At 64.3% G+C, this 19,134-nt stretch carries 16 protein-coding genes; all 16 read right to left on the reverse strand.

All coding sequences use genetic code 11. The features are described from left to right. Positions 1 to 509 (reverse strand): Rossmann-fold NAD(P)-binding domain-containing protein (locus tag AC3WRI_RS02750; protein WP_492292526.1); only part of this gene is annotated, 509 nt, incomplete at its 3' end. Between the two features lie 109 nt (positions 510 to 618). Continuing rightward, entirely contained in the window at positions 619 to 1,395 is a 777-nt protein-coding gene (locus AC3WRI_RS02755) for an SDR family oxidoreductase (RefSeq protein WP_051398462.1), read from the reverse strand. A gap of 156 nt (positions 1,396 to 1,551) precedes the next feature. Beyond that, on the reverse strand, positions 1,552 to 2,628 hold the full coding sequence (locus AC3WRI_RS02760) for a phosphotransferase (protein WP_492292528.1): 1,077 nt from the start codon (positions 2,626 to 2,628) through the stop codon (positions 1,552 to 1,554). A gap of 13 nt (positions 2,629 to 2,641) precedes the next feature. Next, the gene (locus AC3WRI_RS02765; protein WP_492292529.1) at positions 2,642 to 3,313 is read right to left on the reverse strand and encodes a hypothetical protein; all 672 of its coding nucleotides are present in this window, start codon (positions 3,311 to 3,313) and stop codon (positions 2,642 to 2,644) included. Between the two features lie 37 nt (positions 3,314 to 3,350). Beyond that, positions 3,351 to 4,010 carry a c-type cytochrome gene (locus AC3WRI_RS02770; RefSeq protein WP_058698880.1) on the reverse strand — a complete coding sequence of 220 codons (660 nt, stop codon included), beginning with the start codon at positions 4,008 to 4,010 and terminating at the stop codon, positions 3,351 to 3,353. A 9-nt stretch (positions 4,011 to 4,019) separates the two neighbouring features. Continuing rightward, complete coding sequence (locus AC3WRI_RS02775) at positions 4,020 to 5,495, reverse strand: flavin monoamine oxidase family protein (protein WP_492292531.1); 1,476 nt, start codon at positions 5,493 to 5,495, stop codon at positions 4,020 to 4,022. Positions 5,496 to 5,519: 24 nt separating this feature from the next. Continuing rightward, positions 5,520 to 5,789: a hypothetical protein gene (locus tag AC3WRI_RS02780; RefSeq protein ID WP_231881388.1), complete on the reverse strand. Its 270-nt coding sequence runs from the start codon at positions 5,787 to 5,789 to the stop codon at positions 5,520 to 5,522. Positions 5,790 to 5,975: 186 nt separating this feature from the next. Next, complete coding sequence (locus AC3WRI_RS02785; RefSeq protein ID WP_492292533.1) at positions 5,976 to 7,265, reverse strand: acyl-CoA dehydrogenase family protein; 1,290 nt, start codon at positions 7,263 to 7,265, stop codon at positions 5,976 to 5,978. Between the two features lie 183 nt (positions 7,266 to 7,448). Next, positions 7,449 to 8,120 (reverse strand): TetR/AcrR family transcriptional regulator, encoded by a 672-nt coding sequence (locus AC3WRI_RS02790; protein ID WP_081050390.1) that lies wholly within the window; start codon positions 8,118 to 8,120, stop codon positions 7,449 to 7,451. Positions 8,121 to 8,301: 181 nt separating this feature from the next. Beyond that, positions 8,302 to 9,651 (reverse strand): NAD(P)/FAD-dependent oxidoreductase, encoded by a 1,350-nt coding sequence (locus tag AC3WRI_RS02795; protein ID WP_058698876.1) that lies wholly within the window; start codon positions 9,649 to 9,651, stop codon positions 8,302 to 8,304. A gap of 11 nt (positions 9,652 to 9,662) precedes the next feature. After that, positions 9,663 to 10,904: a thiolase family protein gene (locus AC3WRI_RS02800; protein ID WP_492292535.1), complete on the reverse strand. Its 1,242-nt coding sequence runs from the start codon at positions 10,902 to 10,904 to the stop codon at positions 9,663 to 9,665. 23 nt (positions 10,905 to 10,927) lie between these two features. Further along, complete coding sequence (locus AC3WRI_RS02805; RefSeq protein WP_492292536.1) at positions 10,928 to 12,484, reverse strand: class I adenylate-forming enzyme family protein; 1,557 nt, start codon at positions 12,482 to 12,484, stop codon at positions 10,928 to 10,930. Positions 12,485 to 12,555: 71 nt separating this feature from the next. Further along, positions 12,556 to 13,689: a saccharopine dehydrogenase family protein gene (locus tag AC3WRI_RS02810; protein WP_492292537.1), complete on the reverse strand. Its 1,134-nt coding sequence runs from the start codon at positions 13,687 to 13,689 to the stop codon at positions 12,556 to 12,558. Positions 13,690 to 13,780: 91 nt separating this feature from the next. After that, on the reverse strand, positions 13,781 to 14,761 hold the full coding sequence (locus AC3WRI_RS02815; RefSeq protein WP_492292538.1) for a WD40/YVTN/BNR-like repeat-containing protein: 981 nt from the start codon (positions 14,759 to 14,761) through the stop codon (positions 13,781 to 13,783). Between the two features lie 24 nt (positions 14,762 to 14,785). Next, entirely contained in the window at positions 14,786 to 17,164 is a 2,379-nt protein-coding gene (locus AC3WRI_RS02820) for an efflux RND transporter permease subunit (protein ID WP_492292540.1), read from the reverse strand. Next, positions 17,164 to 19,110 (reverse strand): DUF1302 domain-containing protein, encoded by a 1,947-nt coding sequence (locus tag AC3WRI_RS02825; RefSeq protein WP_492292542.1) that lies wholly within the window; start codon positions 19,108 to 19,110, stop codon positions 17,164 to 17,166. Before AC3WRI_RS02825 ends, AC3WRI_RS02820 begins: the two co-directional genes overlap by 1 nt. Between the last annotated feature and the right edge of the window lie 24 nt (positions 19,111 to 19,134).

Raw genomic sequence — 19,134 nt, forward strand, 5'->3', positions numbered from 1 at the left:
AGGATCAGCACGCGCGCGGCCTTGACGGTGCCGGCGGCGGTCATCAGCATCGGCATGAAGCGCTGGTAGTGGTGCGCGGCCACCAGCACGGCCTTGTAGCCGGCGATGTTGGCCTGCGATGACAGCACGTCCATGCTCTGCGCGCGCGTGGTGCGCGGCGCGGCTTCGAGGGCAAAGGCGGTGATGTTCGCGGCGGACATGCGCGCGTTGTTCTCGGCGTCGAAGGGATTGAGCATGCCGATCAGCACGGCGCCCGGCTTCATCTGCGCCAGTTCGGCGGCGTCCGGTGCGCGCACCTTGAGCACCAGCTGGGCGCCCAGGGCTTCGGCGGCGGTGCCGATGGTGGCGCCGACCGCCTCATACGCGCCGTCGGGCTGGCTGGCGCTTACGCCGGCGCCGGCCTGCATGACCACCTTGTGGCCCTGGGCGACGTACTTCTTGACTGTCTCCGGGGTGGCGGCGACGCGAGTCTCGCCTCGCAGTGTTTCCAGCGGAATACCAATTTGCATATCGATAGATCCCCTTGCACCGGAAGCCCGCCAGATGGCGAAACTCCAGGTCGTTTCATTAGCAGGACAAAACACCAATCAGTTAATGATGACTCCGCGGCGCCCGACGTCAGGCGAGCGTCAGGCCGCCGTCGACGAGAAGGGTCTCGCCAACCATATAGGAAGCCAGGGGAGAGGCCAGGAAGATGGCTGCCCCGGCTATCTCGTGCGGCAAGCCCATGCGGCCGATGGGCACGCGCGACAGCGTTGCATCGAGCCGAGCGGGCGACGCCGTGGTCACCTTGGTGAGTTTTGTGTCCACCAGGCCAGGGGCGATGCCGTTGACGCGGATACCTTCGGCCGCCCACGCTTCACCCAGCGTACGGGTCAAGCCCACCACGCCGGACTTGGATGCGGCGTAAGCCGGGTTTCCCCGCACGGACCGGAAGCCCGCGATCGAGCTCAGCGTAATCAGCGACCCCCGGCTCTCATGGAGCATCGGCCGGAACTTGACCGCGCAGGCCATCACGCTGGACAGATTGACGTGCAGCACCTGGTCAAAGGTGACCATCTCGAACTCGGCCCGCTTGTACTGGATCGTACCTTGCGCCAGCACCAGCACGTCCAGGCGTTCGAAGGCGGGCCGCACGGCGTTGACGGCCGCCTGGTCGGAAACATCCACTTGCGCGTAGTGCAGGCCGGAAAGATCTGAGCCTTCGTCGAAGCGATAGTCGGACGCCCGGGCACGCGTGCCCCAGGCGTGAACCTCTGCACCGAGTTGCCGGAATGCCTGCGCGATGCCATTGCCTATGCCGCTGGAGCCCCCCACGACCAGCACGGTCTTGCCGGTGAAATCGAGGGACTCGGCAAACCGGGGCTGAGCGAGGGGAGAGTTGGAATTCGTCATGATTGGGCGATGTAGAGAAATGGTGTCAGTACCGGAGTCAACGCAGGTCGTCCCAGGCGCAGTAGCGTTTCCCGCTTCTGGCGTAGAACAGGAATTCGTGATCGCGTTGGTCTGATTGACTCGACGAAGCCGCGGCTGCGGCCCCATGGATGCTGGTCATCGCGCCTGCTTCTGCAGGTATTTCCAGGCCATCGCGGCCATGGGTCGGGCGAGCTTTCCCGCTTCGAGCGCCTGCGCCGATGACGCCGTGCCATCCACCACCCGCTTCATGATCCCCTGCAGGATGCCTGCGGTTCGGAACATGCTGAACGCGAGATAGAAGTTCCAGTTCCCGCCGATCCTGCGCCCGGTGCGCTGCTCATACGCGTGGCGGTAAAGCGCTTCGTCCGGGATGCCCAGGTTGGCCCGGTCGACACCTCCCATGCCTCGCAGCGGGCCCGGTGAAATGTGCCAGCTCATGCAGTGATAACTGAAATCGGCCATCGGATGACCCAGCGTCGACAGCTCCCAGTCGAGCAGCGAAAGTACGCGGGGCTCGGTCGGATGGAACATGAGGTTGTCGAGCCGGTAGTCCCCGTGCACGATGCAGACCTGCTCCTCCGCTTCCTCCGGGATTCGGTCGGGCAGCGACGCAATCAGCGCATCCATCGCCGGGATCGATTCGGTTTCGGACAGCCTGTACTGCCTGCTCCATCGTTCGATCTGGCGAAAGAAATAATTGCCGGGCTTACCGTAGTCCGCAAGGCCGATGGCCTTGTAGTCCACGCGATGCAACGCCGCGATCACGCGATTCATCTCATCGTAGATCGCCGTACGTTCGCTATTGCTCATGCCAGGCAGCGCGGGATCCCATAGCACGCGGCCATTGACGAATTCCATGATGTAGAAGGCACGACCGATGACTGCTTCGTCCTCGCATAGGGCATACATCCTGGCCACGGGCACTTCGGTGTCGGCAAGCGCCGCCGTCACACGAAACTCGCGCTCGATCGCATGCGCCGACGGCAGCAGCTTTGCCTTCGGCGCCGGCTTGGCGCGCATAACGTAAGTTTGGCGCGGCGTGACGAGCTTGTACGTTGGATTGGACTGGCCGCCGCTGAACCGCTCAACGGTCAGCGGGCCGGCAAAGCCTTCCACATGGCGCGCCATCCAGGCTTCGAGTCCGCCCAGGTCAAAGCCCAGTGTCTCCTGTGCCGGCGGCGTGCCGGCGAACGCTGAAGAAGCATTGCTCATCCGGTCGCCCCGTTCATCGAAGCGCCGGCATGGGAGCCAGCGACCCCGCATCCTTTTCCGCGCGATCCAGTGCGCAGTACGCGTAGTACAGCTCCACACACATGAACGACCACGTCAGGCAAGCGAGCGAAAAGAAGATCAGGTGTTGCTCGTCGTCGCCGGGGATCGTGTGGAAATCATAGATGCAGGCAATGGCTTGCGCGGTCAGCAGGACCATGAACACGCCAAATGCGTGCCAGCTTTCTCCGGCGCTGAGCAGCTTCCAGGTAAACCAGGCCAGGTATACCGAAAATACCGACCACATCACCACATAGAAATACGGCCTCGGCTGCGCCAGCGCGTCGACCGACAACAGCACGACGGTCCCTGCGATCGCTCCCGCGAAGAACACGACATCCATCAGGATGGACGGCTTGTAGCGATGCGTAACGGACATCAGCCCGGTCAAGGCAACCACCGGGATGCCGAAGCCCCGGGAGAACGCATCGCAAAAGTATGAGATGCCATACGAAAACTGCACGCCGCCCAAGGCGAAAAGCAGGAAATTCGATGCGGAGAAGGTCACGACCAGCCATTCGAAGCCAAGCAGGTAGTTGCGCTGCCTGAGGAACTTCAGGCCGTGGATCAATGACGTCATCACGAGGACGAACATGGCAAAACAGAGAAGATAGAGATTGCGGTCCATCACGACTCCCAAGGCTCGATTGGCAGGATTGGATTGTTCACGGCTTTCGCGGCGCCAGGCTGGCGAGGTAGGTGGCCATCGCCTTGCGGTCCTCCGGCGACGCCGCCGCGGCCACGCTTTTCATCATCCCGGTCGGTTCGCCGCGCGTGCCGGTGGCAAACGCATCAAACTGCGCCAGCAGATACTCGTAGCCCTGGCCCGCGAGGCGCGGGAACTGGTCGTGCCCCATCAGCTGGCTGCCGTGGCACGCGGCGCAGTTTCCCGCGGCCACCAGCCGCCTGCCCTTCTCCAGCAATCCGGCATCGGGCGTGAAGTAACGGTTGGCGCCGGCCGGCTGCCTGGCGAAGTGGCCGGCAAGATCGTTGATCTCTGCCTCACTCATGGTCTTGGCCAACGGACCCATGATCGGATTGGGCCGCTCCCCGCTGGCGAACTTGTGAAGCTGGGCCGCCACGTACGGTGCCGGCTGGCCCGCGAGGCTCGGATAGCCCTGGTGCAGCGAATTGCCCCTGGCGCCGTGGCAGCCGATGCAGGCGTCGGTCACGCGTGGCCACGGGCCGCCATCGGCGTCATAGGCGGCAGCCGAGGCCGTGATATAGCGGTCGAGGCAATAGATCCCCAGGAGGTCGTGGCCGAACCAGGCGAGCAGCCCGGCGGCGGCGATAGCGGGAACGCCCAACCATATGCGTTTCTTCATTTCCGTCTCCTAGGCGCGACGCAAGGCATTGAGAACCTGGAGGGCGGCCTGATGGCCAGAGCGCACGGCGCCGTCCATGTAGCCGGCCCAGATCTCGGCCGTCTCGGTGCCCGACCAGATCAGCTTGCCGCAGGGCGGCCGCAATGCCTCGCCGTGAGTGCTCCAGAAACCCGGCGGAATGGCGGAGACACAGGTGATCGTCCAGGGATCGGCACGGCCCCAGTCGTGATCGTGGTATGAAACCGGCGCCAAGGCTTCGCTGCCGAATGCCTGCGCATAGATCTCTGACAGGAACCTCTGCGCCGCCTTGTGATCCGAAGGAACCGACGCGTTCGAGATGAAGGCGTTGATGACGCCGATCTCGCCCCCCGGCGGCGAGTTGTCGAAGGCCCACAGAATGGGCCCGTCGACCTGGAAGATATGTCCGTTCAATCCCTTGTCGCGCCAGAACGGGCGGGAATAGACCATTGCCGTCTTCCGCGCCGGCGAATGGGCGGGCCAGGCGCGCTGCAGCGCTGCTCGCTTCTGCGGCAGCGGCGGATCGAACTGCAACTGCTGGCACAAGGGTGGACTCAGGGCCATGATGACCTGGCGCGCGCGCACTTCGCCCTGGTCCGTGTGCAGCGTGACGACCTCGCGGTCCCAGTTCGAGATGCGCCGGACGGGGCTCGACAGGCGCACCCTCTTCCCCAATGCCTGCGCCATCCTGACGCAGAGGATCTGCGAACCACCGGCAAATCGCGTTTCCTGGGCGCTGTGCTTGATGCTGTCCAGCTGCATATAGTCGCAGGCGGCCGAATTGATCATTGACAAGAAATGGAGCATCCCCATTTTTGCCGGCATCACGCCGCCGGAAAGCGCGATGCTCGCATTCCACCCCGTTCGGTCCTCGGGCTTGATGTTCTGCTTCGCCAGCCAGTCGCCAACCGACAGCTTGTCCAGTTCCACGACCTTCGGTGATTTCCACGGCGCGCCCGACGGCACGTCGCGCGAAAGCACGCTGAGCCTGCCACCGATCGCCTCGTCGCTGCCGAATGTGCCCTTCAGGTCGACCTCCAGACGACCGTCACCGCCGAGGATGACCGTGTTCCCCTTGTAGTAGCTGGGAAACGTGCCCACATCGAGTTCGCGCGCCAGATCGGCCACCGCCGTCTGGCCGGGGCCGATCCACTGTCCCCCGACTTCGGACACCTGTCCCGAACCCACATCGTAGTTAAGCGTCCGCCCGCCCACGCGATTGCGCGCTTCCAGCACGACAAAGGACTCGCAGCCTGCCTGGCGCAGGTCCCTCGCCGCGGTCAGGCCCGCCAGGCCCGCGCCGATGATGGCGACGTCGAGGACGTCTTCGGGCGTACCGGCCTTGGCCGCCTTGGCCGGCCCCGGGCTCAAGCCGATGGTTCCTGCCGCCGTGGAGGCGCCGGCCATTTTCAGCAATTGCCTTCGCTGCGTGTTGACTGAAGTGTCCGAGGACGAAATCTTGCCCATAGTGCTTCGCTGTTTCCTGTCATCTCATTGCGGGTCGAGCGCGAACCTGCGAACGCTCTTCCCGCTTCTCATGCTTCTGTGCCGGACAGCCCAGACGAGCCCACGCAGCGCCTGTTGATCGACCTGTTGGACTGCGGCTGTACACTGCTCCAGCACTTCCTGCTCCGGGAACAGCATGAGTTCGGCCGCGCTCCCCAATACGAGGGCGATATCGAATGGCGAGCCTGTCGCGAGCGCGTGCCGCAGAAGGCTCGATAAGCGGCGCTCGATGGCGGCGCCGTCCGCGGCGTCCATTCGAATCCTTGCCACCGATGCCCGGATGAAGTGGAGCAGCTCACTGGAGCCAGGCTGATGCCCGAAGGCGGTCGTGGTCGAGCAGGAGCTTGACGTCATCGTGGCTGTCCCATGCAAATGGCTGATTGGTCTGGCGCGCTCCAGCCGCCTGCAGCGACGGCCGGTATCCCGCGCTTGACCAGGCGCCTACTCCCGCGTCCACCCATTCTGGTGGAGGCGCCCGGCCAGCACGCCCAGCCGCGACGTGAGCACGTAGTTCTCGCCGTCCTCGATCAGCGCCGAGCGCGCGTCGCGGAACAACTTCTCGATCGGGAACTCGCGCGTCGTGCCGTTGCCGCCGAAGAGTTGAAATGCCTCGTGCGTGATCTTCATGGCCTCCTCGGTTACGCTGACCTTGGCCTGCGCGGTCGCATACGGGTGACTCTGCGGAGACAGTCGCGCGAACGCCAGGCTGCGGCGGGCGATGGCACGTGCCATCTCGAGTCGGCGCAGCATCTCGCCCACGCGCAACTGGGTCATCTGGTGTTCCAGCAGCAGCGCCCCGCCCTGCTTGCGCTCATGGCAATAGGCAAGCGCAAGTTCGAACGCGGCGCGGGCCGCACCGACAAAGACCTGGCACATGTGAGTACCTGCGAACGACCATGTAGAAGCCAGGTTGCCGAGGTACTCGTCCTTCAGCGCGATGGCGAAGCGCCTGGGCACCCTGACGTTGTCAAAATAGATCTCGCCCTGGGGCAACGCACGCTGGCCGATCTTGTCCAGCGGTTTGCCGCGCGAAATGCCAGGCAGGTCGAGCGGCAGGATCAGGCCGATGCCGTTGGTAAACGCGCCGTGCTCATCCGTCCCGTGGAACCCGTCGCCATAGTCCGCCGCCATGTAGGCGAGCGCCACCTGTGCCACCGACCCGTTCGACACCCATGCCGAGCTCTGCCCGTTGATGACGATCTCGTCGGCACCGACCCTGGCGGTCACGTTGCCAACCGGCTGCTTTCCGCCTGCGCTCAGCTCTTCGCGGTAGAGGATCGCGGCATCGGAGCCACGGTCAGGCTGCGTATTCATCCAGCAACCGATCTTTCCAGTGCACATCTCGATCAGTTCCTGATTGCCGAGCGACTGCGCCATCGTCAGCGGCATGGTCGCAGCGCCGAGCGAAACGGCCAGACCCGAATCCCCCCAGCCCAGCTCTTCGCCGATCAGCGACTCGATGCGCACCGCGACCTCCGGCGGGAACTGCGCGATGAGTTGCGGATCGAGCCCGAGCTTCGCGCTCTCCATCATCGCCGTCCAGTACGGAGAACCCGCAGCGATGACGTCCTCGGGCGCCATGCGGTCAAGCTCCCTGCCGATCGGCCGCAGCACATCGCGCGCAAAGCGATGAACCGTCTGCTGGATCGCGTTTTCCTCTTCGCTCAGCGGCGTCTCGAATCCGGTCAGGCCAACTACCGGCAACGCCGCGGTCTTGTGCAATCGAATCATTCTGAGTCTCCTCCTGTCATGGAAGCATGCGTGGCGGCTTGCCGCAGATACGGCACGCCCACCGCCCATCGTGTTAGAACACAATAACAAACATAGGTCATGTTGACAAACATACAAGCGAAAAAAAGACAGGGTATTCCCTGTCTCCTGGCGTTGGCACGCAGTAGCGTTGCTTTGTCGCCGCTAGCCGGCCATTTCGGTTGACCGCTCCTTGAATATGATCTGCTCGACAGCGGTCCGATATGCCGCATCGAGCCCGCGCGAGTCACGCTTGCGACGCCCCGCGCCGACCTGCAGCGCCAGTCCGTCGGCCAGCGCAATCAGCAACGAGGCAGCGTGCAGGCTGTCTGCCGTTTTCAGTTCCGGATTGATCGCCCGCACCAGTTCCGCAATGCCGCGCGTCAGCGTGTCATACCACTCCTCGAACATCCGCGCGCACTCGGGATCGGTCGATGCCAGCGAAACGAAGTGCCACCACAGCGCCGAGTCCTTGACATTCCTCGCGTCGCTGAGCGCCTTATCCAGCAGTGCGTTGAGCGACTCGCGCGGCGTGACGCGGCTGTCCAGCGCGCGCTTCAGGTCTTCGAGATAGCCGTCGATAATCGGCGCCATGATCGCCCGCAGGACGGCCTGCCGGGTGGGAAAGTAGTACTGGAGATTGCTGATGCTAATCCCGGCGCCGAGGGCGACGGCACGCAGCGAGAATTCCAGGCTGCCGCCCTCGAGCAACAGCTTTCTGGCAACGCGAACGATGGCATTGCGCGTGCGCAAGCCCTGGGCTCGCAAGCTGTCGGGGTCGGCTCCTGTGGCGGCTGCGCTCGATGCACGCCGCTTCCTGGGGGTGCGCTGCTCCATGGGCACTGTCATCCTGTCTGCCTTGATTCAGGGCTTTTCAGCCCTTTGTAAGGAATCGCGCCAGCGGTAGGCTGGGCGGGCATCATTATATCTGACGCCCGTCGACGCGCGTGGCGCCCGGGTCGCTTCGGCGGGGGCTTACCTCCTTTGTCCTGGCTGCGACGGCAATGATCGGCGAGGCCTACGACCGCGCTGCGTAGCGTGCCTTGCGGTTCACCCGCTCGTCCATCATGTTGGCCACGCCCAGCGCGGAATTGACGGCGCACCATTGCAGCGGTTCGGGCAGCGTCGACGGCGTCCTGTGGTGCAACGCCGAGAGTAGCGGATGCTCCGCGCCACGAATCCGTTCGGCCAGCAGCAGTCCCATCAACGACTGGGTACCTACGCCATGCCCGGAACACCCGGCGGTATAAAGGATGTTGCGGTCAGCACCCGCCTCGCCGACCACGGGCAGCGCATCGTAGGCAAGGCTGATGTACCCGCTCCAGCATGAGCGGATGGCGACGTCTCCCAGCATGGGGAACCGCTCATGCAGCGCCCTGGCCAGGGCACGGTAGGACGCTTCGTCCGGCACGTTCGGTGTCTGCGCACCATAGATGTAGCGCAACCGCTTCGTCGTCAGAACAAGCGTATTGCGCGCCGTCAGCCGATGGCTTTCCATGGTCCAGTGCGACGTCACGATGCCTTCGCGCCGTGGCCAGCCAAGCGACGCCAGTTGCGCCGAGGACAACGGCTCGGTCTCGATTGCCGACACCCGCAGCGGCATTACCTTGTTCCGCAGCAGGCCAAGTTGCGGCGTATAGGCGTTGGTTGCAAGCACCAGGAACGGCGCGCTCGCGCTGCCCTTCGCGGTCCGCACCCGGACGGTGGGACCTTCGTCCCAGGACAGCACCGGCGTGTTCTCATAGAGCTTCACGCCCGCGCGCAGCGCCGCACGCCGCAGCCCCAGAACATACTTGCCGGGATCGAGCGTACCGCCGCGAGGGACATGACATCCGAACAGGAACGCCGGCGGGATGCCCCGTGCCCGCATCGCGGCGTAGTCAAGAAATTCCCCGGGGGATCCGAGTTGCACGCCGGTACGCATGCTCTTGCGCAGCTTCCTTTCCTGGGACGGATGGACGCCCGCGCGGATGATGCCCGAGGCGTTGTAGTCGCAGTCGATCGCGTACTCTGCAAGCTTGCGCTCCACGTAGTCGACGCCTTCATCGTAGAAGCGCACGATTTCCCTGGCCTGCTGGTGTCCCACGCGCTTGAGAAACAGGTCGTACTCCAACCCCTGCCCCCCCGCAAGATAGCCCGCGTTGCGCCCGCTCGCACCGAACCCGGCGAACTCGCGCTCGAGGACGATCACCTTTGCCCCGCGCGCGGCAAGCTCCAGCGCGGTGGACAGTCCGGCAAAGCCGCCCCCGGCAACGACTACATCCGCGCTGACGTCGCCGTCGAGTTGCGGCTGCACGTCATCTGGCCGCTCCACCCAGCCTCCGAGTGGCCGATACGCCTGTCCTCCTTGCCAGTTGAACCCATCCATATCTGCCACCCTTACTCCTTGCTCAGAATATGAATTGCGAGCGCCGCCTCTTCGACGCCCTGCAAGCCGCCACCGTTCTCCTGAATCGCGTGACGTGCGCCGCATACCTGTCGCGCACCGGCTTCTCCACGCAGTTGCGTGACCAGTTCGTAGAGCTGGCCAATACCTGTCGCACCCAGTGGATGTCCCTTGGATTCGAGGCCGCCAGATGTATTGATCGGAATGCGCCCGCCGAGTGTAAATTCCCCGCGCTCCGCAGCCGGCCCACCCTCCCCCAGCGGCACCAGTCCCAGGTTTTCGGCCTGGATGATCTCGCCCATCGCCGAGGCATCGTGCACCTCGGCCACGTCGATATCCTCCGGGCCCAGGCCGGCCTGCTCATAAGCCTGAAGCGCGGCGAGGCGGCCGATGTTCTTCTCCGGCTCGTCGATGCGCCGATGCGAAAAGCTGCGGATCACGCTCGCCGCGATCCGGATGCAACGGCTGCGATCGGCGCCGATGCGCCGCAGTCCTTCTTCCGTGCAGAGGATTGCCGCCGCTGCACCGTCCGAGACCGGCGCGCACATCGGCAGCGTGATCGGATACGTGATCGGCGGCGCGGCGAGCACCTCTTCGACCGTAAACGCCTGGCGGAACTGCGAATGCGGGTTGTGCACCGAATGACCATGATTCTTTGCGGACACAGCCGCAATCTGGCGCTGCGTCGTGCCGTAGGTTTTCATGTGATACCGGCACAGGGCGGCATAGATCTTCATGAAGCGGCTATAAGGCCGGTCGGATTCCGATCCCGGCGGCGGCTCGATGCCTTCCCCCAGCTTCGCCAGCGTCGCGAAGTTTTCCTCGACGCGGGATACGTCCCATCCCGCCACGAACAAGGCGAACGACTTCGCCTTGTCAGCGACGTTCATTTTCTCCGCGCCAAGTGCCAGCGCGACGTCGCAGCTGCCTGCCCTGAGGTGCTGTACTGCAAGGTGCACCGCCGTACTGCCGGACGCGCAGGCATTTTCGACGTTGAACACCGGGATGCCTTCGATACCGATCTTGCTGAATACGACCTGGCCAGGGATCGACAACTGCCCCTGAAGCTGGCCATTGGTGATGCCGGCGTAGAAGGCCGCACCGATGGCATCGGCACTACAGCCGGCGTCCTGCAAGGCCCCCCGTAGCGCGGCACCGGCGAGTCCCTCGATGCTCAGGTCGAAATGCCGGCCGAAGATGGTCATCGCTATGCCGGCGATGTAAATGTTGCTCATGTCTTCTTTCCTGGGTGCCTCGTTCAGATCTTGCGTTGCTGGCCTTGCCAGTACTGTTCTCTCAGATCCTTCTTCAACACCTTCCCGACCGGGCTTCGCGGCAGTGCGGTGACGAATTCCACGCTCTTCGGCGCTTTGACCGAGCCGAGCTTCTGCTTGCAAAGGGCAACGAGTTCGTCGGCGCTTACCTCGTAGCCCGCGTTGAGTTCCACCACGGCTTTCACCGCCTCGCCCCACTTCTCGTCCGGCACGCCGATCACCGCGCAGTCCTGCACAGCCGGATGGGACCAGATCACCTGCTCGATTTCACTCGGATAGACGTTGAAGCCGCCGCTGATGATCATGTCCTTCTTGCGGTCGGTGATATGGAGGTAGCCCTCCGCATCGAGGTGGCCGATGTCGCCGGTATGCAGCCAGCCGTCGACGATCGTCTCCGCAGTCTTGTCGGGCGCCTTGTAGTAGCCCTTCATGACGAGGTCGCCGCGCACGCAGATCTCGCCGGTCTCGCCTTGCGGCAGAACCTCGCCGTGCTCGCCCATGATCTCCACGCGGATCAGCGGGTTGGGGCGGCCGACCGAGGAGAGCCGTTCGTCGGACGCCAGCTCGCCGCCGGAAAAATGCTCGGCCGGCGTCAGGTAGGAGATCGAAGCCGGGGCTTCTGTCTGGCCGTAGCCGCCGGCCATGACCGGGCCAAACACTTCGATCGCGCGCTTGAGCTTCTCCACCGACATGGGCGCGGCGCCGTAAAGGAAGCACTTGAGCGATGAGAAATCCTGTTTCCCGATCCCGGGGATGTCCAGCAGCCGGTAGATCACCGTCGGCGGCAGGAAGAACTCCGTGACCCGGTGCTTCGCGATCGCGCCGATCAAGGCTGCAGGGTCCGGCTTCGGCAGCACGACCACCGTACCGCCGCGCGCAGTGCAAGGCAGCGACAGCATCCCGGCGGTATGCGTCATCGGCGCGGCGGCGAGATTCACCGGGCGCTCGTCCCCCTGATAGGGGAACGCCATCATGAACTGCGCGAAGTACGTCTGGTAAGCCCGGTTCGTGTTCATCACGCCCTTGGGTGCTCCGGTCGTCCCGCCCGTTGCCGAAAGGGTCACGACATCGTCCATATCGTAATCGATGAGCGGCGCGCTCGAGGCCTGGCCCTCGCTCCACGTAGACAGCGACGGCGCCCACGGCAGCGCGGCATCGATACACACCCAGAGCCTGACCTTCGGCAGTCTGGGACGCAGCGTCTCGATTACCGATGCGAACGCTTCCTGGAAGAACAGCACTTCGCAGTCGAATGCGTCAAGAATGAACTGGTTCTCCTCCGGCGCGTTGCGCCCGTTGACGGGGATGTACGCCATCCCCGCTCGCCATAGCCCCAGCGCACAACTCCAGGCAGTCACGTCGTTATCTGCCCAGACCGCTCCCTTGGTTTCCCTGCCGAAGCCTTCCGCCAGCAACCCGTTGGCGATGCGGCAGGAAAGCTCGCCAATCTCCCGGAACGAGTAGCTGCGCTCGCCCTGGATATAGGCAATGCCATGGGGATTGATGCGCAACCCGCGGTCAAAATAATCAATGATTGCCATTCAAGTAGTCCTATGAATCTGTGAACGCATTTATTCCCCGACCTGAAGAGCAGGCCGGGGCGGCACGGCAATTACAGATGCGAAACCGTCGCCCGAGCCAGCCCGCGCTGCTCGAGGAAGCCGAGCAGGTAGCGGTGCCCGAAGGCCTTCGAGCCGGAGGCGAAGCCGACCTTTGCGGTGTCGCCGTCGAGCAGCTTGATGACGCCTGCCGTCTGGATCGCCCCGGTGGCGATGTATGGCGTGGTCCCGTGCACGGTCGCCCGCACCGAAGCGACCTGACCGCGGCCGATTGCGAAATCGACGGTGCGCTGCAGCGTAGTGCGTTCCCTTGGCGGCATGGCCGGCGTGGTCGAATCAACGATCTGCTTCAGCACCGCGTCCTGCTGCTCGCGGGGCAGGTGCTTGTACTCTGCTTCCCACTTCTTGCCCAGCGCATGCACTGTCTGCATCGCGTTGTTGTCGTAAAAACCGACACTGGAGATGCAGCTGCGTACGCGCGGATCGTGTTCGAAGTAGACCGGCAGCGACGTACCGCCCCACGGCAGACAGAACACCGGTTGCATGAGGGCAGGATCGACCACATTGAACGACGCATCCGCCGCATATGGCACCAGCTTCTTCTCCCACAGGTAGCAAGCCTCGTGGCGATAGCCTTCAAAGATCGTCGCGGTCGAACCCACGCTCACGCCGGCACCGCCGCTACGCGGGCCGCGCGCCAACGTCGCGGTTTCCAGCGCGTCGACGCCGGGTGTCTCCAGCGCCAGCTCCGCGGCAATCTCGGCGAACGTGTACATGTAGGCATTGGACGGCGACAGCAGCAGCCCGGCCTGCCGGTACAGGTCGCCGAATTGATCGCGCGCCCGGCGGATGTGCGGCTGCTCACCCGTGGTGTCGAGGTAATGGCATCCCGCCTTGAGCGCCGCTTCGACGCCAACGAGCCCGACCGTGGAGAATGGGCCGACGGTGTTGCACACCACCTTCGCGCCCCGGAAGGCATTGACCAGGGTGTCGACGTCGTGGTCCGCCTCGATCAGCTCATAGTTTGCCGATTCCAGGCGCACGACGCGCTGCGCCATCATTTCCTTCGCCCGGGCTGCGTTGCGCGCCACCGCCGTGAAAGGGATGTCCTGGTCGATCAGCCAGTCCATGATCAACATGCCGGTGTAGCCGCTTGCGCCATAGACGACGACGGGGTGCTTTGCCATGGTTTGTCTCCTTGAGAGTTGTGTCTGACAAGTGATTGGGTTGGAAGGAATGCCGCCTCTGACGGGACGACTGGACGATACTTGTGGGTGCCTAGCGCCGGTCCGGGCCGTCGTCCTGCAACGGACCCGCCATTGACATCAGCAGCGGCCGCGAACCGTTCGCTAGCACTGCAGTCAGGGACTCCTGCCCTGCGCGCTGCGTAACCGAAAACGTCTTGCCGCCGTCCTTGCTGTCGAGTACGGTCCCGGCCATGCCGACGATGACAATGCGGCCGTCAGCAAGCTCCGCGATCCCGGTCAGCGATTGGGTGGTATGCGAGTCCACGCGCTGCCACGTCTTACCGTCGTCGCTGCTGCGATACAGGTGTCCTCGCATGCCGCAGACCAGAAGAGAGCCGTCGGGAAGTGAATGCCCGTACCACAGCGAGCCGTTGTCGCCAGTGGTCGACGCCTGCCACGACTTGCCCCTGTCGGCGGAGCGGAAGATGGTGCCGCCTTCGCCAGCGATGAAGAGCGATCCGCGGCCGGATCCGAACATGTGCAGCAGGTGACGGTCCGCGTTTTCGCCCGCCTCCACCTTGATCTCGGACCAGGTCCGGCCGGCATCGCGGGTTTCGATAGCCCAGCCGTACAGCCCTACGGCGATGCCGTGCTCCGGACTGTCGAAGTAGAGCGAAAGGATCGGCTGCTCTGCGCCCCGCTCGGCACGCAAGAGCCTCCACGTCTCGCCGCCATCCTGTGTGCCAAGCACAACGCCATCGTGCCCCGCCGCATAGCCGCGCCGCGCATCGATGAACTGAACGGAAGTCAGCAGGGAGCGGACCGGCACCATCCTTGCCTGCCGGAACTTGATGCCGTCATCAGAAAGGAGGATGACGCCGTGGTCGCCGACGGCGACCACGCGGTTGCCGGCACGCGCAGACGCCAGCAGCGGTGCGGCGACCGCATTGGACACCTGCCGGGCCGGCTCCAGGGTCGGCCACGGAGCTGCGGCAGCGGTCTCCACCGCCCGCGACGGGCACACCACGCCCAAGGCGATCGCGACAACAGGTAAAAATCGGTGCAGGTTCATGGGAGATTGACGCCTACTTGCGTCTCAGTGCTTCAGGATTTCCGGCATGCGCACTGGGCCGCGCCGGGGAAAGAACTTCTCCAGCACCGCCGCGAACGCGGGCAGGAGGGTGATGGCCATGACCATGTTGACGAGGAACATGAAGGTCAGCAGAGCCCCCATGTCGGCCTGGAATTTAAGGCTCGAGAACATCCAGGTCGCCACACCGACCGAGAGCGTAATGGCCGTGAATACGGTCGCCAGCCCTGTCTCCTTCAGCGCGACCGCAAGCGCGTCGGTAAACGCAAGACCGTTTGCCAGTTGTACCTGCAGACGGTTGTAGATGTAGAAGGCGTAGTCCACGCCGATGCCGACCGCGAGCACCATCACCGGCAGCGTCGCTACGGTCAGGCCGATCTCAAGCTCCTTCATGAACCAGTAGCCAATCCACGTGGCCACGGTCAGCGGCAGGCAGCACGCAACCATCGCCCGCCAGTCCCGATACACAAGGAAGACCAGAATGAGGATGGCTGCGTAGACGTACAGCATCATCGGCAGCTCGCTGGCCTCCAGCACTTCATTCGTGGCTGCCTGGACGCCAGCATTGCCGCTTGCCAGCCTGACCGTGACGCCATCAAGCCGGTTGGACTCGCGGAACTGCTTGACCGCCGCCACCACGGTCTTGATCGTCGTGGCGCGGTGATCGGGCAGATAAAGGTTGACGCCTTGTACTCGGCAGTCGCTCGACGAAAGCCCGGCGATGCGGTTGTTCACGCCCTGGAACTGCGAGCCGAGCCCGCGGGGGTCCCGCGTCACGGTGGCCATCTTCGGACTGCCTTCGTTCATGCCGGCGTTGTAGAGTTTGAGCTGGGCGGCCAGCGAATCGGTGGACACCACGCCGGGCACGCTGCCCATGCGCCAGGCGAAGTCGTCGACGAACAGGAACTCGTCGGCGCGGGAGCAAACCTCGCCATGGCGATCGGGCGTGGCCTCGAACACCACGGTGAGCCAGTCCAGGCCGACGTCGAAGCGGCTGACGATCGCGGCGACGTCCAGGTTGTAGCGGGAATCCGCGCGCAATTCCGGCGCCCCGGCCTGGAGACTGCCCACGTGCCTGTCCTGGCTCTGCCAGAACGCAAGGCCGAAAACCACTGCGCCGGCGATGGTCACGATCAGTGCGTTCCGCGGCTGGGCGATCCGGGCCACCGCCCCCAGCCATCCGCTATGACTCTCGCGCCGCGCCAGCGCCCGTTTCGCGAACTCCGGCGTGAACCGGAAGTACGACGCCGCCACCGGCAACATCATCAGGTTGGTGACGATCTTGTAGCCCACGCCGATGGCCGCGGTGATCGCCAGTTCTCGGATCATCGGGATCGGGATGAGAGTAAGTGTGACGAAGCTCACCAGCGCGGTGATCAGCGCCAGCGATCCAGGAATCAGCAGGCCGGTGAAGCTGCGCCGGGCTGCAATGGCGGAGTCGGTACCCTGGGCGACCTCGCGGACGATAAAGTTGATCTGCTGGATACCGTGTGAGACACCGATCGCGAACACCAGGAACGGCACCAGGATGGCGAGCGGGTCAAGCCCATAGCCCAGCAGGTGCAGCGTGCCGAACTGCCAGACCAGGGACACAAGCGAGCAGCCGAGCGGCAGCAGGGTCAGGCGCACCGACCGGCAGTACCAGTAGACCGCCAGCCCGGTGAGCAGGAAGGCGATGCCGAAGAAGCGCGTCACGTCCGCTCCGCGGTCGGCAATGTCGCCGATCTGCTTGGCGAAGCCGATGATCTCGATCTCGACCTGGTCGTTCTCGAACGGTCGTCGGATCTGTTCCTCGAGCAGGCGGTTGAACTGGATATAGTCGAGCTTCTTGCCCGTACGGGGATCGACGTCGGCCAGTTCGGCGGTGATCAGCGCGCTGGACTGGTCGCGTGCGACCAGGGTCCCGAAATGGCCGCCGGCCATGGTGCGCTGACGCATCTTGTCGATGACATCGGCGGAGAGCTTTTCCGGCACGATATCCCCGCCTGCCACCGCCTCTGCCCGGAAGCCGTCCTCGGTGATCTCGGTGAAGAAGACATTCGGTGTCCACAGCGACGTCACGCTGGTGCGATCCACGCCCGGAAGATAGGTGACGGCCTCCGTCACCTTGAGGACCTGGGTAAGCGTCGCCGCATTCCAGACATCGCCCTGGCGGGCATGCACGGCAATGGTCAGCCGGTTGGCGCCGAAGAGCTTGTCACGGAACTGCTCGAAGGTCTTGATGTACTCGTGGCCTTGCGGCAGCTGCTTCTCGAAGCCGGCTTCGAGGTGCAGCTTCGCGCCGAGCACGCCCATCAAGGCGGTGAATCCTGCCAGTGCGAGCAGGAAAGGAAGGCGGTGCCCGAACAGGGCCGCTTCCAGACGGGTTATCAGGCGTGAAAGCATCAGAAGGACGTGGTCATGCTGAGGGAGACAAAATCGCGGTCGCGCAGCAGGTTGCTGCCGCTACCGCCCCAGTTGTGCGTGTAGTCGAGGCGCATCTTTGTCTCCGGCTTCGTCTTGAAGTCGAGGGTCGCGCCGATCACCGCGGCGCCCGCGCCGCGGATGAAGCCGGGCAGCGCCGTGGCCGAATAGCCTCCGATGCCTTGCATGACGGCGATGTCCGGCGACAGCGACGCCCGCGTGCCGAAGATGTTGGGGTAGGTCACCGAGGCTGCCAGCACCATCCCCGCCGACAGCTTGGTGGGCAGCGTGTAGTCGGCGGTGACCGCATACGGTATCCCGGCGTTGAGCCTGAGCTTCGGGTAGTACGCCAGCGCACCTTCCGCGGTGATCGTGCCTTCGGACGCGCCCAACGCGCGCAGCAGCCAGCCAAACGAGCCCGAAGGCGACATGATGTGGATGCCGGTCAGGTGGAGCTGATAGTGCTGCGTGTCGATCGCTCCGCGGCAACTGCTTCCGACCGGCTTGACCGAAAAATCGGCCAGCGCGTTGCAGTAGTAGGGGTTGGCCGGATCGATGACCGTGGTCGGATCGATGGCGACGCTGTCCCGCGGACGGTATGACAACTCGGTGCCGATCGCCCATTCGCCAACCTGGAAGTTGTACGAGAGGCCGAACAGGTCGCGGTTCTTGCCGTAGTCGAGCGACGCCTGCCAGCCGAACGGGTTGCTCGTCGTGTTGACCACCTGGTAGCTCACGAACGGCACCTTCTCGCTGTAGTGGTAGTAATAGAGGCCGAGTTCGTTGCCGCTGTCGGGAAACTTGTAGCGCAGCGCCATCCCCCCTTGCCCATTGTTGTCCGGCTTGTTGTCCGGGCCGCGCGGGATGAAGGTGCCGGTGCCGACCAGGGGCCCGACCGGGTTGGTATTGGGGTTCGCCAGCTCCCCGGTGCTCAGGCGGCGGTTGTAGGGCATCCCGGTCGCGGGATTGATGCCGAGGATCCGGGTCCCCGTGTCGCCGATCGTGCCGTTGGGAAGCGGGTCCAGCCCTGACGCAGCCAGCGCGCCGTTGACGGCTGAAGTCGGGATATAGAAGCCTCGTCCGCCCTTGCCGAGGAAGTCGCTGGTCGAAAAGAAGGTCCCGGGCGCGTCGAACTTGAAGCTGTTCCACTTCCACTGGTAGAAGGCCTCCAGGCCGAGGTCCTTGCCGAGTGAAGTGCTCGCAGAGACCATGGGCGCGGGTATGAACAGATTTTTAAGCGGCGTTCCCGGCTGGTGCGCGGACGGCAGGTAGATCGCGTTGATCGCGTTGATACCGCCCGGGATGTAGAGGTTTTCACCCCAGTTCAGCACCTGGTTGCCGACCCGGACACGCGCCTGCTGGTCGCCGACGTCGAATTCCTTGGTGATGTAGGCGTCGAGCAGACGCGGGTCGCTGGTGGCGAAGTTCCGCGCATCCGAGTCGAGATCGGTTCGTCTGGTGTGGGCGGTCGCAAAGTCATAGTTGACGACGCCGCGCACCAGCCCGCTCCACCCGTTGGTGCCCTTGACATAGAGGTCGCTGGTCCACTGCGCATTGGCCGAGACCGGCTGCCAGCGCTTGTAGTTGAGGTTGCCGTCGTCCTGGTTCAGGCGCAGCGTGTCCAGGTTCGACGAGAAGACAGACGGGTTGCTTTTCTGCAGCGGCGTTGGCGCGTCGCCGACACAGCCGCCGTTGTCGTTGCCGACAAAGCTGCAGTTCGTCTTCGACGTTCGCATCGCCGCGCCAAACGAGACCGTCGAGTCGAAGGCCACCGCCCAGCCGTTGTCGAGCGTCCACTGTGCGGCGTAAGCCGAGCCGGCATCCGCCATTGCCAGCAGGCCTACGATCACCGAGCGGGCCAGCTTCCGTTCCATTCGCTTCCCCGCGGCGGCTTGCGCCGCCGCTGCTGCAACATCACGCAGTTTCATGCCTGTCTCCCCGTGGTTCTCTTT

Source organism: Cupriavidus sp. FW305-27, assembly GCF_058787995.1.

Coding starts and splice junctions, on each gene's coding strand:
- AC3WRI_RS02755 (WP_051398462.1), bottom strand. CDS start 1,395: ATGACGAATTCCAACTCTCCCCTCGCTCAGCCCCGGTTTGCCGAGTCC.
- AC3WRI_RS02760 (WP_492292528.1), bottom strand. CDS start 2,628: ATGAGCAATGCTTCTTCAGCGTTCGCCGGCACGCCGCCGGCACAGGAG.
- AC3WRI_RS02765 (WP_492292529.1), bottom strand. CDS start 3,313: ATGGACCGCAATCTCTATCTTCTCTGTTTTGCCATGTTCGTCCTCGTG.
- AC3WRI_RS02770 (WP_058698880.1), bottom strand. CDS start 4,010: ATGAAGAAACGCATATGGTTGGGCGTTCCCGCTATCGCCGCCGCCGGG.
- AC3WRI_RS02775 (WP_492292531.1), bottom strand. CDS start 5,495: ATGGGCAAGATTTCGTCCTCGGACACTTCAGTCAACACGCAGCGAAGG.
- AC3WRI_RS02780 (WP_231881388.1), bottom strand. CDS start 5,789: ATGGACGCCGCGGACGGCGCCGCCATCGAGCGCCGCTTATCGAGCCTT.
- AC3WRI_RS02785 (WP_492292533.1), bottom strand. CDS start 7,265: ATGATTCGATTGCACAAGACCGCGGCGTTGCCGGTAGTTGGCCTGACC.
- AC3WRI_RS02790 (WP_081050390.1), bottom strand. CDS start 8,120: ATGGAGCAGCGCACCCCCAGGAAGCGGCGTGCATCGAGCGCAGCCGCC.
- AC3WRI_RS02795 (WP_058698876.1), bottom strand. CDS start 9,651: ATGGATGGGTTCAACTGGCAAGGAGGACAGGCGTATCGGCCACTCGGA.
- AC3WRI_RS02800 (WP_492292535.1), bottom strand. CDS start 10,904: ATGAGCAACATTTACATCGCCGGCATAGCGATGACCATCTTCGGCCGG.
- AC3WRI_RS02805 (WP_492292536.1), bottom strand. CDS start 12,484: ATGGCAATCATTGATTATTTTGACCGCGGGTTGCGCATCAATCCCCAT.
- AC3WRI_RS02810 (WP_492292537.1), bottom strand. CDS start 13,689: ATGGCAAAGCACCCCGTCGTCGTCTATGGCGCAAGCGGCTACACCGGC.
- AC3WRI_RS02815 (WP_492292538.1), bottom strand. CDS start 14,761: ATGAACCTGCACCGATTTTTACCTGTTGTCGCGATCGCCTTGGGCGTG.
- AC3WRI_RS02820 (WP_492292540.1), bottom strand. CDS start 17,164: ATGCTTTCACGCCTGATAACCCGTCTGGAAGCGGCCCTGTTCGGGCAC.
- AC3WRI_RS02825 (WP_492292542.1), bottom strand. CDS start 19,110: ATGAAACTGCGTGATGTTGCAGCAGCGGCGGCGCAAGCCGCCGCGGGG.